This is a genomic window from Parendozoicomonas sp. Alg238-R29, from assembly GCF_947331445.1.
Taxonomy (GTDB): Bacteria; Pseudomonadota; Gammaproteobacteria; order Pseudomonadales; family Endozoicomonadaceae; genus Sansalvadorimonas.
Genome location: NZ_CAMZOG010000014.1, coordinates 1 through 17,744, shown reverse-complemented (window position 1 = coordinate 17,744; position 17,744 = coordinate 1). Strand labels below are relative to the sequence as shown.

14 protein-coding genes are annotated in these 17,744 nt (G+C 49.9%); 4 read left to right on the top strand and 10 right to left on the bottom strand.

The features are described 5' to 3' along the window. Positions 1-43: 43 nt before the first annotated feature. A complete protein-coding gene (locus tag QMA35_RS05525) occupies positions 44-1,162 on the top strand; it encodes a multifunctional CCA addition/repair protein (RefSeq protein WP_281646139.1) in 1,119 nt (372 codons plus the stop codon). On the opposite strand, the gene QMA35_RS05520 is transcribed toward QMA35_RS05525, so the two are convergent. The 3 genes from QMA35_RS05520 to tsaD are packed head-to-tail and all read right to left on the bottom strand — an operon-like array spanning position 1,159 to position 3,177. Next, complete coding sequence (locus QMA35_RS05520) at positions 1,159-1,695, bottom strand: 2-amino-4-hydroxy-6-hydroxymethyldihydropteridine diphosphokinase (protein WP_281646138.1); 537 nt, start codon at positions 1,693-1,695, stop codon at positions 1,159-1,161. The two genes, QMA35_RS05525 and QMA35_RS05520, sit on opposite strands and share 4 nt — an antisense overlap. A gap of 9 nt (positions 1,696-1,704) precedes the next feature. Continuing rightward, a complete protein-coding gene (folB, locus tag QMA35_RS05515) occupies positions 1,705-2,079 on the bottom strand; it encodes a dihydroneopterin aldolase (protein ID WP_281646137.1) in 375 nt (124 codons plus the stop codon). A gap of 21 nt (positions 2,080-2,100) precedes the next feature. Next, positions 2,101-3,177, bottom strand: a complete 1,077-nt coding sequence (gene tsaD / locus QMA35_RS05510) for a tRNA (adenosine(37)-N6)-threonylcarbamoyltransferase complex transferase subunit TsaD (protein ID WP_281646136.1) — start codon at positions 3,175-3,177, stop codon at positions 2,101-2,103. A gap of 329 nt (positions 3,178-3,506) precedes the next feature. Between tsaD and rpsU the strand changes: the two genes are divergently transcribed. The 3 genes from rpsU to rpoD all read left to right on the top strand — a co-directional run bounded on the left by rpsU (position 3,507) and on the right by rpoD (position 8,060). Continuing rightward, the gene (rpsU, locus tag QMA35_RS05505; protein WP_281646135.1) at positions 3,507-3,722 is read left to right on the top strand and encodes a 30S ribosomal protein S21; all 216 of its coding nucleotides are present in this window, start codon (positions 3,507-3,509) and stop codon (positions 3,720-3,722) included. Between the two features lie 282 nt (positions 3,723-4,004). Beyond that, positions 4,005-5,963: a DNA primase gene (gene dnaG, locus QMA35_RS05500; protein ID WP_281646134.1), complete on the top strand. Its 1,959-nt coding sequence runs from the start codon at positions 4,005-4,007 to the stop codon at positions 5,961-5,963. Between the two features lie 276 nt (positions 5,964-6,239). Further along, positions 6,240-8,060 carry an RNA polymerase sigma factor RpoD gene (gene rpoD / locus QMA35_RS05495; RefSeq protein ID WP_281646133.1) on the top strand — a complete coding sequence of 607 codons (1,821 nt, stop codon included), beginning with the start codon at positions 6,240-6,242 and terminating at the stop codon, positions 8,058-8,060. Positions 8,061-8,239: 179 nt separating this feature from the next. Here rpoD and pnp read toward each other — a convergent pair whose 3' ends face one another. From pnp to rimP, 7 genes are all read right to left on the bottom strand, one after another. After that, on the bottom strand, positions 8,240-10,339 hold the full coding sequence (gene pnp, locus QMA35_RS05490) for a polyribonucleotide nucleotidyltransferase (RefSeq protein WP_281646132.1): 2,100 nt from the start codon (positions 10,337-10,339) through the stop codon (positions 8,240-8,242). Positions 10,340-10,812: 473 nt separating this feature from the next. Next, on the bottom strand, positions 10,813-11,082 hold the full coding sequence (gene rpsO / locus QMA35_RS05485; RefSeq protein WP_281646131.1) for a 30S ribosomal protein S15: 270 nt from the start codon (positions 11,080-11,082) through the stop codon (positions 10,813-10,815). A 145-nt stretch (positions 11,083-11,227) separates the two neighbouring features. After that, positions 11,228-12,166, bottom strand: coding sequence for a tRNA pseudouridine(55) synthase TruB (gene truB / locus QMA35_RS05480; RefSeq protein ID WP_281646130.1), 939 nt, complete (start codon positions 12,164-12,166; stop codon positions 11,228-11,230). After that, a complete protein-coding gene (rbfA, locus tag QMA35_RS05475) occupies positions 12,166-12,558 on the bottom strand; it encodes a 30S ribosome-binding factor RbfA (RefSeq protein WP_281646129.1) in 393 nt (130 codons plus the stop codon). Before rbfA ends, truB begins: the two co-directional genes overlap by 1 nt. 130 nt (positions 12,559-12,688) lie before the next feature. Next, positions 12,689-15,271 carry a translation initiation factor IF-2 gene (infB, locus tag QMA35_RS05470; protein ID WP_281646128.1) on the bottom strand — a complete coding sequence of 861 codons (2,583 nt, stop codon included), beginning with the start codon at positions 15,269-15,271 and terminating at the stop codon, positions 12,689-12,691. Positions 15,272-15,296: 25 nt separating this feature from the next. Then, positions 15,297-16,790: a transcription termination factor NusA gene (gene nusA / locus QMA35_RS05465; RefSeq protein WP_281646127.1), complete on the bottom strand. Its 1,494-nt coding sequence runs from the start codon at positions 16,788-16,790 to the stop codon at positions 15,297-15,299. Positions 16,791-16,866: 76 nt separating this feature from the next. Then, complete coding sequence (rimP, locus tag QMA35_RS05460) at positions 16,867-17,322, bottom strand: ribosome maturation factor RimP (RefSeq protein ID WP_281646126.1); 456 nt, start codon at positions 17,320-17,322, stop codon at positions 16,867-16,869. Between the last annotated feature and the right edge of the window lie 422 nt (positions 17,323-17,744).

Sequence of the window (17,744 nt, the reverse complement as noted above, 5' to 3'; positions counted from 1 at the left end):
CCCATGATAAGATGAAAGCATTAAACCTTTTCGAGAGTTATGAATGAAAACCTACCTGGTAGGCGGTGCTGTACGTGATGAACTTCTTGGATTGCCCGTTAAAGACAGAGACTGGGTAGTCACCGGTGCAACGCCGGAAGATATGCTACAAGCGGGATTTCGCCCCGTGGGCCAGGATTTCCCGGTATTTCTTCATCCAAAAACCCAGGAAGAATACGCTCTGGCTCGAACAGAAAGGAAGTCAGGCCATGGCTACGCAGGTTTTGTTTTCCACACATCGCCTGAAATCACTCTTGAAGAAGATCTGCTCCGTAGAGATCTGACCATCAACGCTATTGCCAAAGATCAGCACAATAGCCTGATTGATCCTTTTGACGGGCAGAAGGATCTGAAGCAACGAACACTTCGCCATGTTTCTCCAGCCTTTCGGGAAGACCCTCTACGCATTCTGCGAGTTGCCCGCTTCTCGGCACGCTTTCATGATCTGAATTTTTCCGTTGCAGAAGAAACCATAGAATTAATGAAAGAGATGGTTGCTGAAGGGGAAGTAAGCTGGCTGGTTGCAGAACGAGTGTGGCAGGAAACAATTCGGGCGATAGAAGGAAACACGCCTGCCATTTACTTCCAGGAACTTCACCGGTGCAATGCTTTAAGTGTTGTTATGCCAGAGTTAGCCAACCAGTTCAAAAATAGTGAAACCCTGTCGGCTAAAGTCCTTACACAGGCTGCCAGAAAAAATTTCTCTGCAACTGTTCGTTTTGCCTGTGCTATCTGTACAGTTGAAGAAGCTAACCTTAAAAACGTGCAAAACCTTTGCAAACGCATGAAGATTCCTTCTCAGTATCGAGAAATTGCTGAGATCGTATCCAAAATACTGCCCCAGTGGTTCACCGAGCAACAGCTGGATGCTCAAACTCAACTCTACCTTCTTCAGCAAACAGACGGCTTTCGTCGTCCGGAGCGTTTTCAGCAAATTCTGGCTACGTGCCAAATATTCAGTGAAATAGGCAATGGCAACCAAAACCTTTCAGCGGAACTTGAAGAGAACCTGAAAACCTGCAAGGCAGTCAATATTCAGGAGTTGGTTAAAGCAGGTTTAAAAGGAAGGGAACTGGCCGCAGCTATTCAACAAGCACGCTTGGAAGCTATAGAAAATCACTAGAAACTCGACAACTTTGTAGTTTGAATCCCGACAACACGCTGATCTGCCAAGATCACGGGAACACAAACAAATCCTTTGAAAGTCTTGGGTGATTCGCCATCATACAATTCAAGGCTTTCAAGAACTGCATCAGCCATTGGTTGCAGGTAAGCTTCATCAATAAACGCCACCGCACAAGTTTTTTCTGGCTGATTCCAAACTGCCAGAATGTCGATATCTGCAGCACAGCTATCAGAAGGCCTTACACGACCAAGACTGGCTTCAATAGATTTACAAAGAGTACGAAAGTTGGTGGGAGGTAGAACACTTTCAAGGCTAACTATCGCATTCAGATAATCCGGCCCTTTGCCATGGGAAGGAGCCGTTCTGCACACAGGGCTCAGATGGAGAGCCCCGCACTCACGAAGAAGCGCATCAACTATCGCAGGCAACCGCACTTCAGCATACTCATTACTACCAAGCCCAAGCATATACCTGTACTTGGTAGCCGTTATTTTTTCGGTGACGCAGACATCCATATCCTGAACAGCCATTTGTGAAACCTATTGCGGCAAGGCTATCCCCATTTGCTCTCGGGTTCGATAAGTGTCAATACCTGCAACAGCGTCACGCAAAGCATGGGGTTTTCGAATTTTCAGGCGCACATCGGTCACCGGAAAGCTTTGAAAAACATGAGTTACAACCGCACCCGCCAACCGCTCCAGAAGGTGGTAACGACTCTCCTGACACAACATTTTGATCTGCTTACGAATCTCGGCATAATTGAGAGCATCGCCGAGATCATCACTGGTAAAGGCATCGGTAAAGTCCGTTCCCAATTCCAAATCAATAATCAAGGGCTGTGGTTCTTCATGCTCCCAGTGATAAAAACCAATAACCGTTTCTACATACAGATCATTGATAAGAACCTTATCCATAAAAACCTCTATCGAGACAGATTAAACAGTACCCTGTTCAGACAGTACGGGTAACTCAGACAGTACGGGTAACTCAGACAGTACGGGTAACTCAGACAGTGCCCAGCGTGGCAGCGGACGAATACCTGGCATATCAACCTGACCAGCCACCAGCCTCTGGCATCCGGCATAGGCGATCATGGCACCATTATCTGTACAAAATGCGGGACGAGCATAGTATAACGAAGCCCCTTCACCGGAAACCATGGTATCCAATCGTTCACGTAAACGCTTATTGGCACTTACGCCGCCGGCAATAACCAGCTGTTTCATACCGGTCTGACGAAGAGCTCGCCGACACTTTATAGCAAGAGTTTCTACAACAGCTTCTTCAAAGGCTCGAGCAATATCTGCCCGAGTTTGATCATCACACTGATCCCCACCGTTTTTGGTAACAGTATTCAAAGTAAATGTTTTCAAACCACTGAAACTGAAATCTAATCCGGGACGATCGGTCATAGGGCGTGGAAATTTGAAGCGCCCGCTTACACCTTTTTCAGCAAGAGCCGCTATGCGAGGGCCACCAGGGTAATCTTCACCCAGCATCATAGCGGCTTTGTCGAAAGCTTCACCGGCAGCATCATCAACAGATTCCCCTAATAGCTTGTACCCACCAATTCCATCCACTTCCACGAGCTGAGTATGACCGCCGGAAACCAATAGCGCTACGAAAGGAAAAGAAGGGGGAGTATCTTCCAGCATGGGAGCCAGCAGATGACCTTCCATATGGTGAACGCCCATGACGGGAATGCCCCAGGCCCAGGCAATAGATTTGGCGATAGAAGATCCGACCATAAGAGCGCCAATCAGCCCCGGGCCACGGGTATAAGCAATGGCATCAACATCTTCACGGGAGCAGCCAGCCTCCGCCATTACCTGCTCAACTAGCGGTAGAACCCTTCGTACGTGATCCCGCGAGGCCAGCTCCGGCACCACACCACCGTAATCATTGTGCATATCTATCTGGCTGTAGAGGGCGTCAGCCAGCAGGCCCTGTTCGCTATCGTAGAGGGCAATGCCGGTCTCATCGCAGGATGTTTCTATGCCGAGAACCTTCATGGGGTGGAACTATCTCTGGTGTCAGATGGGCGGGAAATAATATAGCGGTGGGCACGAGGAGTACACAAAACTCTATTCCAACCAAAGAAAGTACCTGATATACGGGCTCCCCTGCTTAATAAAGAGCGTTATTTACTCGCCAGATTAGCCTTCGGTGCGCAACTCGCTAGCAGCGATGTCAGAACCACTTGACAGATGGCTATTGACCCGCCCCTCCGCGACCTCTAAAATTCGCGCCTTTGCGGATGCCCTTCTATCCTGTCGGGTACTTTGCGAGTCGATCATCGACTACTTTTAAACTACTGATATATAAGGAAGGTGAGGCCCGCATGCCTGCTGTCAAAGTTAAAGAAAACGAACCCTTTGATATTGCCCTGCGTCGCTTTAAGCGCAGCTGTGAGAAAGCTGGTGTTCTCTCTGAAGTTCGCCGTCGTGAGCATTACGAGAAGCCAACTACAGTTCGCAAGCGTCAGGCAGCTGCAGCAGTCAAGCGCCATCTGAAGAAACTACAGCGCGAGCAACGTCGTCGCGAGCGCCTGTATTAATTCAGCGCCGGTTTAACCCGCCAAATTATGTTTTCGGGCAGGATGTTTGAAAACACCTCGGCAGATTAGACCAACAAACCCTTGCAGAGGGATAGTAGTGAAACTGGCAGGATGTCAGTAACACTCTTCATTTTGCAGGGGTTGCCAAACTCTCAGGCTCCCCCTCTTTCGTCTGAAAGATAATCTTTTATACCTCCTTATCGTGTTTTCCCTCATCTATCACATCCGTGATACCTTGGGGCAGTAATACTACATTCTCAATTCGAGCATCTATTCCAGTTTATGGCCGGATTAATTCCACAGAACTTTATTGATGACCTTCTGGCACGAACCGACATTGTCGATGTCATCAGTGAGCGTATCACTCTGAAGAAATCTGGTCGCAACCATCAGGCTCTGTGCCCATTCCATAAGGAAAAGTCTCCATCTTTTTCCGCAAACCAGGAAAAACAGTTTTACTACTGCTTTGGCTGCGGAGCCAGCGGCAACGCCATGGGCTTTGTGATGGATTTCGACCATGTGGATTTTCCAGAAGCCATTGAGATACTGGCTCGAAGAGCCGGGATGCAGGTTCCACGGGAAAGTGGCTCAATACAGAGACGGGAAAAGTACGACGCACTCTATAAGCAGCTCACTAAAGCTGCAGAGTGGTATACAACCCAGCTGAAAAACCACAATCAATCCGATGAAGCAGCAAGCTACCTTCAGCGCCGAGGGCTGGATCAAACAACTATTGCCAAATTCCATTTGGGCTATGCACCGCCCGGATGGGACAACCTGATAAAAGAACAGGGCAACACACCAGAGCGACTTCGCCTCCTTCAAGACGCAGGACTTGTCATTGAAAATGAAGAGCGAAAATCCACCTATGACCGCTTCCGCAGCCGTATCATTTTCCCTATTCGTGATCAGCGCGGAAGAGTGATTGCCTTTGGTGGACGAGTTCTAGGGGACGACAAACCAAAATACTTGAACTCACCGGAAACACCCGTCTTCCATAAAGGCAAAGAGCTTTACGGACTTTATGAAGCACGACAGGCAAACCGTGACCTAACCCGGATTTTGGTTGTTGAAGGATACATGGATGTTATCGCCCTTGCCCAACAGGGAATAACTAATGCGGTAGCAACTCTTGGCACCGCAACAAGCTCTGACCATCTGGCTTACCTGTTCAAACACACCAGCCAGGTAACCTTCTGTTTTGATGGCGACAACGCCGGCAGACAGGCTGCATGGCGGGCTCTGGAAAATGCCATTCCTGTTATGGATGACGGCAAGCAAATACGCTTCCTGTTTTTACCTCAGGGAGAAGACCCGGATTCTATTGTTCGGACAGAAGGGCCTGATGCATTCCGAGCTCGACTGAACGACAAACAACAAGCACTTCCTTTCGACGATTATTTTTTTCGCCACTTTGAACAGGAAATAGATACCACAACACTGGATGGAAAGGCCCGACTTGTTCACAAGGTCACGCCTTTTATTCATAAGCTGCCAGAAGGCTCTTTCAAAAGTCTGATGCTGAAAAAACTCGGGGAACTGAGCGATCTTGGAACAGATGCAGTGTCGTCCATTGTGCAGTCAAGCCAGCAAACCAGTAGTGCCTATGCTCCAGCACCAGTGGCAACTTATGCACAGACCACCCCTGACCACTATCAAGCAACTTACCATCCGGCAAGTACCGAACCCTACTACGGCGACTATCAAGAGCAATACGGCCAGGATAGCCAGCAACAGACCTTCAAAAAGAAAGGTCGCGGCAAATACCAGAAAGGTTTTAAAAACAACAAACCACCAAGCACTGTTCCTACTATTTTATTAAAGCCAGCCCAGCGTGCCCTCAGACTTCTTTTGGATAGGCCTGACCTGGCAACACAGATCAAACCTGAACTACTAAACAGCAATGATGAAAATGAAGATATCCGGTTTCTAGCGGCATTAACCGAATCCCTTCACCGAAACAAAACAGAGAGCGCCTATGGTGTACTTGGCAGCTGGTATGGAACAAGGCTGGGCGAAAGACTTATCCAACTTATGGCAACTGATATGCCTGTTGCCAATGCTGAACATATTCTTGAGCAGTGTCTGGAAAATTTGACAAGTGACGTTCAAACTACAAGCTTAAGCGACCGCGAACGCTTAAAGCTTGCAGCCAGCCAAAGTAAGAAAGGATGGTTGGTAAGAAAGCAGGCAAGTCAACAAGAAAAGAAAAATACAGAGGAAAATAAAACCAAACACTGATAGAATTTCCAATCCGGGGCTTGAAAAGCAAACATCCAACCCCAATAAACAAAATCAGTCCCAGTGGCGCCGCTCGTTTCAGCACCACTCAAACAGCCTTATTTCGCAAGGCAGCACTGGCATAGGGAAGCCAATGCAATTCTTTTCTGGTTTATCTGCCGAACTGCACACTCGGCATATAGCATATGGCAGGTTCTGTACGCTATAATTGACCGCTTACTGTCAAAGCGCCGAGAGCATTTCGTTTCGAATGAGTCTCGCTGTTAAAGGGTTGATATGTCCGCAAATTCTCAACAACAATCCCGACTGAAAGAACTCATCAGCCGCGGTAAGGAGCAGGGTTACCTGACCTATGCGGAGGTCAACGATCACCTGCCTGATGATATTTCCGATCCAGAACAGGTCGAAGACATCATCCGCATGATCAATGACATGGGCATTCAGGTCTTCGAAACCGCTCCCGACAGCGATGCACTCCTTATCGGTGACGACGAAAACTCTACCGACGAAGATGCCGCCGAAGAAGCTGCTGCCGCACTTGCCGCTGTAGAACAGGAAGCTGGCCGCACCACTGATCCTGTCCGCATGTATATGCGTGAAATGGGCACCGTAGAGCTACTGACCCGTGAAGGCGAAATTAAAATCGCCAAGCGCATTGAAGAAGGTCAAAAAGAGGTCTTTACCGCTCTTGCTCACTTCCCGGGCACTATTCAACTTATCCTTAACGATTATTACAGAATCGTTGAGGAAGAAGGCCGCCTGAGCGACCTCTTCACCGGCTACATTGATCCAGAGCCCGACCCAGTCGCGCCGACAGCCACTGACGCCATCCCAGACGACGCCCTTGAAGAGGACGACGATGACGAAGAGGAAGAAAATACCGGCCCGGATCCTGAAGAAGCCAGAATTCGCTTCGGCGAGCTTTTTGAAGCCCATGAAGCTGCCACCGCAGCCATAGAAACTCATGGTCGCAAAAGCCCTGAAGCTAAAGCTGCTCTCTCAGCCGCCGCCGAACTGTTTGTTGCAATCAAGCTGATACCCCGTGTTACCGATCTGATGATTTTCCGGGTACGCAACGCTCTTGACCAGATTCGTACCAGCGAAAAGACTGTCATGCAGCTCTGCATCCGCCGAGCCAAGCTTCCTAGAAAATCTTTCCTGAGCCGCTTCCCTGGCAATGAAAGCAACCTTGAGTGGCTAGATCAACTGTGCACTGACTTCCCCGACCAAGCTACGGGTCTGAAGGTACAACGTGTCGAAATCCTGCGAGCCCAGCGAAAACTGAAGGCTGTAGAGAACGATATTGGCCTGCCTCTGGTAGACATCAAAGACATTAACCGTCATATGTCTATCGGTGAAGCACGTGCACGTCGCGCCAAGAAGGAGATGGTTGAAGCAAACCTGCGTCTCGTTATCTCCATTGCCAAGAAGTATACCAACCGCGGCCTGCAATTCCTCGACCTGATCCAGGAAGGCAACATCGGCCTGATGAAAGCCGTGGATAAGTTCGAGTATCGCCGCGGCTACAAGTTCTCCACTTATGCGACATGGTGGATTCGTCAGGCTATTACCCGATCCATTGCAGACCAGGCCAGAACAATCCGTATTCCGGTTCACATGATCGAAACGATCAACAAGCTGAACCGAATCTCTCGCCAAATGCTACAGGAAATGGGACGCGAACCCACCCCTGAAGAACTGGCTGAGCGCATGGAAATGCCGGAAGACAAGATTCGTAAGGTGCTGAAAATCGCCAAAGAGCCCATTTCTATGGAGACTCCGATTGGTGATGATGAAGATTCCCACTTGGGAGACTTTATTGAAGACACTACCATCCACTCTCCAGTGGACTCTGCGACATCAGAAGGCCTGCGCGAAGCAACCCGCAGCGTACTGGGCGGCCTGACCGCACGGGAAGCCAAGGTTCTTCGCATGCGCTTTGGTATCGACATGAACACTGACCACACCCTTGAAGAGGTTGGTAAACAGTTCGATGTTACCCGTGAGCGTATCCGTCAGATTGAAGCAAAGGCCCTGCGAAAGCTACGCCATCCAACCCGCTCCGATCACCTGCGTAGTTTCCTGGATGAGCAATAATCCATAAGTCTACTCCCAACAAAAAAGACGCTTAAAGCGTCTTTTTTATTGCCCCAAGTTATTCAAACTTTAGAAGCAAACACCCAGCCACAATAGCCAGAAACAACAAAGGCGACTTATGGTCGCCTTTGTGGGTTTTTATCAATCACTACATATAAAAGGTACTAACAGCAGATCAGTTAGTCTTGATTCTGCATGTTAGCGAGCTCTTTAATGCTTAGCTTGATGCGACCACGGTTATCAACATCCATAACCACAACCTTCACCTGCTGACCTTCTTTCAGGTAGTCATTCACATCATTCACACGCTCTTCAGCAATCTGAGAGATATGAACCAGACCATCACGACCAGGAAGAATATTTACAAACGCACCAAATTCAACGATACGTGCAACAGTACCTTCATAGATTTTTCCAACTTCAGCTTCAGCAGTAATACCGTGAACCTTATCGTAGGCAACCTGACAAACATCTTTATTTTCGCCGTAGATCTTCACCACACCATCGTCGTTAATATCGATGGAGCAGCCAGTCTCTTCACACAATCCGCGAATAGTGGAACCACCCTTACCAATAACATCACGAATCTTGTCTGGATGAATCTTCAGAGTCATGGTCATTGGCGCATTCTCATTCAATTCGGAACGAGGAGTCGCAATGACACGATTCATTTGCTCAAGAATGGTCATCCGTGCAGCCATGGCCTGCTCAAGAGCAATCTCCATAATCTCTTCGGTGATACCCTGAATCTTGATGTCCATCTGCAGCGCAGTCACACCCTCAGAAGTACCGGCAACCTTAAAGTCCATATCACCAAGATGATCTTCGTCACCCAGGATATCGGTCAGCACAGCAAACTTCTCGCCCTCCTTGATCAGCCCCATAGCAATACCAGCTACAGGAGCCTTCAGAGGCACGCCCGCATCCATCAGGGCAAGACTGGTGCCACAAACGGAGGCCATGGAGCTAGAGCCGTTGGATTCAGTAATCTCAGATACAACGCGCAGCGTGTATGGGAACTCTTCTTCATTCGGCAGCAGGGCAGAAATACTACGACGCGCCAGACGACCATGACCAATCTCACGCCGACCAACACCACCCATACGACCACACTCACCTACTGAGTATGGAGGGAAGTTATAGTGCAGCATGAATGCATCACGACTTTCACCTTCCAGAGCATCAATCAACTGTGCGTCACGAGTGGTACCCAGAGTCGTGGTAACCAGCGCCTGTGTTTCACCACGAGTAAACAGAGCAGAACCGTGAGTCTTTGGCAGCACGCCAACTTCGATATGTAAAGGACGAACAGTCTTGGTGTCACGACCATCAATACGTGGATTACCATTAATAATGGATTCACGAACGTGGGACTTTTCCAGCTTGCCGAACAGACCAGAAACTTCCTTGGCAGACGGACCATCTTCTTTTGCCAGCAACTCAACCGCTTCGTTACGCAACTCACCCAGAGCATTGTTCCGGGCAATTTTGTCGTGCGCCTTGTAGGCTTCAGCAATTTTCCCACCAAAAGCCATCTGCAGGTTGCCCAGCAGCTCAGCATTCACTTCTTCAGCAGCCCATTCACGCACAGGCTTACCAGCAGAAGCAGCAAACTCTTTGATAGCAGCAATAGCAGACTGATAGCCATCATGGGCAAACAATACCGCACCCAGCATTTCGTCTTCAGTCAGCTCTTGAGCTTCGGATTCAACCATCAGCACGGCACTTTCAGTACCGGCCACAACCATGTCCAACTCAGATTCTTTCAGCTCTTCAAAAGTCGGGTTCAGCATGTAGCCGCCCTTCTCTTCATTGAAGCCGACTCGCGCTGCGCCAATCGGGCCAGCAAAAGGAATACCAGAAACAGCCAGAGCTGCAGATGTAGCCAACATGCCCAGCATGTCAGGGTCATTCTTTTTGTCAGTCGATACGACTGTGATAATGACCTGAACTTCATTCATGTAACCCTTAGGAAACAGAGGACGAATAGGACGGTCAATCAAACGAGAGGTCAGTGTTTCCTTTTCACTTGGACGACCTTCACGCTTCAGGAAACCACCGGGGATTTTACCGGCTGCATAGGTTTTTTCCTGATAATGTACGGACAGGGGGAAGAAGTCCTGGCCTTCACGGGCAGAGTGAGCACCAACAACAGTGGCCAGAACGACCAGATCACCCATAGTCGCCAGTACTGCGCCGTCTGCTTGACGAGCAATACGACCAGTTTCCAAAGTAACCTGCTGGCCACCGATTTCAAAAGTCTTTGTTACAGGATTCACGATTTATTTCCTTTCAATATTTCATCGTACCTGACCGACTACGCAACTTTCATAACGGATATCTTAACTACAAAAACATCCGCATTGATTGGGATGCAATCCACAAAGCAGGTTTTCATTTCCACTCTCTGGATTGCACCCGGATTTCTAAGCCCGTGATCAGTCAGTCAAATAAGAGAAAACAGCCCCCATGACCATCATTCCCTTCGCACCGGACAGAGAGCATGCTTTCCGTCGCGGCTCTTAACTACCAGCCCTGCTATTAACTCAACAAACAGCATGAGCAGCACAAATCTGTTATAACAAAACACCGCTGCCATGAATCCAAAAGGATCTCCGGAAGCGGTGTCAACCGTTTATATTAACCACTCTCAAGAGTCGCAATACAAACAAACCGAAAGCCTCTCAACCTTCGGCATTGATCGCCTCACCCACCAGACTAAAGCCAAGAAAGCGAAACGAAAACAAGAGTCTTAGCGACGCAGACCCAGACTCTTGATGATAGCGCGGTAGCGCTCAACGTCTTTCTTCTTCAGGTAATCCAGCTGGCTACGACGCTGGTTTACCATACGGATCAGACCACGACGAGAGTGGTGATCGTGGATGTGAGCCTTGAAGTGAGCCTGCAGGCCTTCGATGTTGGCAGTCAACAGAGCCACCTGAATTTCAGGGGAACCTGTGTCGTTTTCGCCACGGCCGTACTTAGCAACGATTTCAGCTTTTTGCTCTACACTCAGAGACATTTTGTAACTCCAATCAATAATATGCATGAAACTGGGGAATAGCCGCGCATATTAACAGCCATCCTGACTAACCTGAGAGAATATCTCTCACGGCAAAAGCGGTATTCTAAACCCATATTCCGGATTATTCACCCCGGAATTGCGATCAGTTATCGCGGTTAGCCACTAAGCGACGTGGCGCAACCAAACCATCATCCTGTATTTCGCCAATACCCAGAAAGATATTGGGGGCACCCTCTACCTGACGATAGATACGAACAAAGCCAGATGTAGGGGCACGAGACACCTGCACAGGCTGACCCTGCATCAGATAGAAACTACTGGATTCACCTAACATAACCGCTGGCCAATGACTGACAGCAGAGTCCTGCTCCAGAAGCAAATTGTCCAGCGCCGCATGCCCTCCACCCTCACGAACATCTTCCAACGACTCAATTGTATGAGACTGGACTTCCTCGTAAGGGCCAGCCTTCAAGCGTCGAAGTTCTGCCACATGAGCTCCGCAACCAAGCATTTCACCGATATCCTCAACCAAGCTGCGAATATAGGTACCTTTGCTGCAATCAACCTCCAAAACCATCTCATCACCTCGAAATTCGAGAAGAGTCAGTCGATAGATGTTGACTTTACGGGATTTCCGCTCGATCTCAATACCTTCGCGAGCATATTGGTATAACGGCTTACCATTGTGCTTGATAGCCGAGAACATGGAAGGAACCTGCTCAATGGGCCCTCTAAACTTGGCGAGAACTGGCTCAAGATCAGACTCGGTTACAGCAACAGGGCGCTCGGAAACAACCTCACCTTCTGCATCACCGGTATTCGTTTGAATACCAAGTTTGGCAGTTGTCCGGTAACTTTTGTCGGAGTCCAGCAAGTATTGAGACAACTTTGTCGCCTCCCCCAAACATACGGGAAGAACACCTGTCGCTAAAGGATCAAGACTGCCTGTATGACCAGCCTTGGCTGCACCATAAAGTCTCTTAACCTGCTGAAGTACTTCGTTGGATGAGGCGCCTATGGGCTTATCAACAACCACAATACCGCTGACCGAACGGCCACGAAAACGTCTGCGTCGCGACATTAACGACTCTCCTCGTCATCCTTTCCAACACTTTCATCGTCCGTCCGAGCCTCATCAATAAGCGAGGACAGACGGCGACCACGAACCAAACTCTCGTCGTAGCGGAAGCGCAACTGAGGAGTAAAACGCATCCGCATCCGGTGAGCTAACTCAGTTCTGAGAAAACCCGCTGCCTCGGTCAATATCTCAACGGCCTCTTTAATAGCCTCTGGGCCTTCAATACCCAGAAACGTAACGTGAGCTGTTGCAAAAGACATATCCCGACTCACATCAACCCCGCTCACAGTGACCATACCGAGTCGAGGATCTTTCATGTCCAGCTGAAGAATAGTCGCCAGTTCCCGTTGAATCTGGTCACCTACACGCTGGGTTCTACTGAATTCTTTTGGCATAGCTTCATTCTTTTAGAAAGGCTCTTTTAGAAGAGCTTGCACTTTAGGGCACAACAAAAAAAGGCGCGCGGTGACGTTTAACCGCCATATCCCGCACGCCTTCCTGTTCTATGAAAAGAACACGGGGTGATTACAGAGTCCGTTCAACCTCAACAGACTTGTACACCTCGATCTTGTCGCCAACTTTGACGTCATTGTAGTTCTTAACACCGATACCACATTCGTAACCGGTGCGAACTTCGCCCACATCATCCTTGAAGCGACGCAGAGACTCGAGCTCACCTTCATAGATAACAACATCTTCACGCAGAACGCGGATGCGCTCATTGCGGAACATGATACCTTCGATAACCATACAGCCAGCAACCGCACCAATCTTGGGTGCACGGAACACATCACGCACTTCCGCAGTACCCACGATCTGCTCACGGAACTCAGCCTTCAGCATACCGGTCAGCGCCTGCTTCACGTCATCGATAATGTCATAGATAACGCTGTAGTAACGCAGCCCCAGACCTTCGCTTTCAACGATACGACGAGATGTAGCATCCGCACGTACGTTAAAGCCAACCAGGATTGCATTGGAAGCCAGCGCAAGGTTTGCATCGGTTTCGGTGATACCACCTACACCACCGAAGATAACCTTCACATCAACTTCATCGTTACCCTGCTCATGCAGAGCAGCAGTGATCGCTTCCAGAGAACCACGCACGTCGGTCTTCAGTACAACCTTCAGAGTACGTTTCTCGTCGGAGCCCATGTCCTTGAACATATTCTCCAGCTTGGCAGCCTGCTGACGAGCCAGCTTAACCTCACGGAATTTGCCCTGACGGAACATGGCAATTTCACGAGCTTTACGCTCATCCTGTACAGCCAACATCTCATCACCGGCGTCAGGAGTACCGTCCAGACCAAGAATCTCAACCGGAATGGAAGGGCCAGCTGTATCAGTTGGCTTACCATTCTCGTCCAACATGGCACGGATACGACCGTACTGCTGACCAACCAGAACATTGTCACCTCTGTTCAAGGTACCGGACTGAACCAGTACAGAGGCAACAGGGCCACGGCCTTTATCCAGACGTGACTCAATAACCACGCCTTTAGCAGGACCTTCAGCTACAGCCTTCAGTTCAAGCAGTTCAGCTTGCAACAGAACAGATTCCAGCAGCTCGTCGATACCCTGGCCAGAGTGGGCAGAAACATTGACGAACTGGGTGTCACCACCCCAGTCTTCCGGAATCACTTCACGGGCAGACAGTTCGTTCTTAACACGATCGGGGTCAGCAGACTCCTTATCGCACTTGTTCACTGCAACAACCAGAGGTACACCAGCGTCTTTCGCGTGCTGAACAGCTTCCTCGGTCTGAGGCATTACACCGTCATCCGCAGCAACAACCAGAATTACGATATCGGTCGCCTTGGCACCACGAGCACGCATTGCGGTAAACGCCGCGTGCCCAGGAGTATCAAGGAAGGTGATCATGCCGCGGTCAGTGGTCACATGGTAAGCACCAATGTGCTGAGTAATACCACCGGCTTCGCCAGACTGAACCTTAGCCTTGCGGATGTAATCCAGCAGGGAGGTCTTACCGTGGTCAACGTGACCCATAACAGTAACAACAGGCGCACGGGAAACCTCTTCGCCTGTATCTGCAGCTACCGCATCTTCCAGGGACTCTTCCAGGGCATCTGCATTCACCAGCTTAACCTTGTGACCCATCTCCTCAACCACAACGGCTGCAGTGTCCTGGTCAATCACCTGGTTAATAGTAACCATGGTGCCAAGCTTAAACATGTACTTGATAACTTCAGCAGCTTTAACAGCCATCTTGTTAGCAAGCTCACCAACAGTGATAGTTTCGGGAACTGCAACTTCACGAACCACTGCGGCTGTTGGCTTGGTAAAGCCATGTTGCTCTAGATCTTTAGACTTGAACGGCTTACGGGACAGCGGCTTGTTACGGGAGTTGCGATCGTCACGACCACGCCCCTTACGACGACGGCCATCCTCGCTCTTGCGATCGACAGGCTCCCCACCTTTTTTCTTGGCTGGAGCGCGACGACGACGACGCTCATCATCACTTGGAGGTGGCGGAGGCGCAACTGCACCAGGAGCACCACCAGGAGCACCACCAGGAGCACCACCAGGACGTGGAGCCTGACGACGGTCATCGGAACGTGGCGCAGAGCGATTATCATCACTGCGACCGCCGGGGCGAGAGCCACGATTGTCATCGGGCTTACGACGGGAGCCTTCCTTACGACGAGCGTCATCCTCATCGCGACGCACTTTGTCACGACGCTGATCTACAGACGCGTTGTCGTCTTTCTTGGCGCGCTCACCTTCGCGACGCTTCTTCGCTTCAGACTCGAGCTCAGCCTTAGCGTCTTCCTTCACGTAAGTACGCTTTTTGCGCACCTCTACGTTTACAATCTTGTTCTTGCCGCCGCCAGCAACTTTCATCTGACTAACGGTCTTGCGCTTCAGGGTAACCTGCTTTGGCTCAGGATCTGCAGGTACAGAAACCTGAGCATCGCTACTACCGCCTTTAGAACGACGCAAGTGAGCCAGCAGTGCTGACTTTTCTGCATCAGATACAGGCTGATCACCCTTTTTGTGGGGCAAGCCTGCATCACTCATCTGCTTGAGCAAGCGCTCAACCGGAGCTCCGACCACCTCGGCAAGTTGTGATACCGTTACATCTGCCATAAAACTTCTCCTCTCAGTGGCCAGCTCAGTTCTCTTCTCCGAACCAGCAGATATTCCGCGCCTTCATAATCAACTCTGCAGCTTGCTCAGAGTCCAGGCCTTCAATACCTTCCAGCTCGTCAGTAGCCTGCTCTGCCAGATCTTCCAAGGTTTTCACACCCTTGGCAGCCAGCTCGTAAGCCAGCTCTTCACTCAATCCTTCCAGACCCAGCAAATCTTCAGCAGGCTGTGCACCTTCCAGTCGCTCTTCTTTGGCTATTGCCTGAGTCAGCAGACGATCCTTGGCACGCTGGCGTAGCTCGTTGACCACTTCATCATCAAAACCGTCGATTCCAATCATTTCCTCGACCGGAACGTAGGCAACCTCTTCCAGTGTTGTGAAACCTTCACCAACCAGAGTTCGGGCCAGATCAATATCAACATCCAGATGTTCGACAAATACCTGAGCCTGACGATCAGATTCTTGAAGCTGCTTGGCTTCGGCGTCGTCTTCCGTCATAACATTCAGGTTCCAGCCAGTCAGCTCACCCGCCAGGCGAACATTTTGTCCACCTCGACCAATAGCCTGGGCCAGATTATCTTCCGCAACAGCCAGGTCCATACTGTGGCTTTCTTCATCCACAATGATGGATGCCACTTCTGCAGGCTGCATCGCGTTAATTACAAACTGAACAGGGTTGTCGTCCCAAAGAACAATATCAACACGCTCATTACCCAGTTCGTTTGAAACAGCCTGCACACGAGAACCACGCATACCAACACAGGCACCAACCGGATCGATACGACCATCATTGGTTTTTACTGCAATCTTGGCTCGTGAACCCGGATCCCGGGCAGCTGCTCTAATTTCAATAACTTCTTCCGCAATCTCTGGCACTTCCAGACGGAACAACTCAATCAGCATTTCCGGACAGGTCCGGCTCATCATCAGTTGCGGGCCGCGATTCTCTTCAGAAACAGAGTGCAGCAACGCACGCACATGCGTGCTCATGCGGAAAGTTTCGCGGGGAATAGTCTGATCTTTTCGCAGAACAGCTTCCGCATTATTTCCCAGATCAACAATCAGAGTGTCACGGTTCACTTTTTTAATGGTGCCGTTCACCAGGTCTCCCAGCTTGTCGCGGTAAGAGTCGACCATCTGGCGACGCTCTGCTTCGCGAACTTTCTGAACAATAACCTGCTTTGCAGTCTGGGCGGCGATACGTCCGAAAGCGATAGACTCTACCGGCTCTTCCCAAACGTCACCAATCTCCAGGCTTTCATCTTTCTCTTTACCCTCATCAAGGGTGAAGTGTGCACCTGGAATTTCAAAATCTTGGTCCGCTACGATGGTCCAGCGGCGGAACGTGTCATAATCACCGGTCGCCCGATCAATCGCGACGCGGATATCCACTTCAGTTTCGTAACGTTTTTTCGTTGCCGTCGCCAGGGCAGTCTCAATCGCCTCGAATATTACATCGGGCGGTACTCCCTTTTCGTTGGAGACGGATTCAACGACCAACAGAATTTCTTTGCTCATGCTCTGCCTCGCGTATCGTTAAACCGGTTCTTCCCTTTCGGACCCGCTCCTGGAGGTATCTCCTCTCAGGCAGGCATCAGAACTGCGGTATCACATTCGCTTTTTCGATGGAGTCAAAGGGGAAAAGGTATTCGTGATCGTCGCAAACAACAACCACCTCATCATTTTCCACGCCCTGAATCACTCCCCGGTACTTACGTCGCCCCTCGAAAGGAACCCGCAAGCGCATATTGACCTGATTACCTGTCAGATCTACATACTGCTCCAGTGTGAACAGCGGACGATCAAGCCCCGGTGACGACACTTCAAGAGTATATTCACCAGCTATTGGGTCTTCGACATCAAGAACAGCACTGAACTGGCGACTTACAGCTTCGCAGTCTTCCAGCCCTACACCACTCTCTTTGTCTATAAACACCCGCAACTGTGCTTGCCTGCCCTGTGAAACGAACTCAACACCCCAGAGCACGCATCCCAGCGACTTCACTATGGGTTCAACAAGCTCGTTCAGTACTTCCAGCCTGCCTGCCACTAAACACGCCCTCGCACTCACAACAAAAACTGCTACACGACACCCCTCACGTAACAGCAATAAAAAATGGGCTAAAAAGCCCATCCTCGACTGACACCTCCAGATGACCTGCGTCAGCCGGTGGTACCCATGTAAAATCAACATCACTCAACTCTGCCAACTCTGCCAAGTCTGCCGATTTATCAACACATGCTCAGATATTCCATTCAGGATAACCTGAAATCCGATCAATCTCCGATCAAATTACTAACTTACCAGTCATTCTGGCCCGCTATAAGATCGAAAAGCCACTTCAGGCTTTTCGCATCATAGCAAAAAGCCCCTACATCGAGGGGCTTTTCTTAAAATTGGTAGCGGGGGCCAGATTTGAACTGACGACCTTCGGGTTATGAGCCCGACGAGCTACCAGACTGCTCCACCCC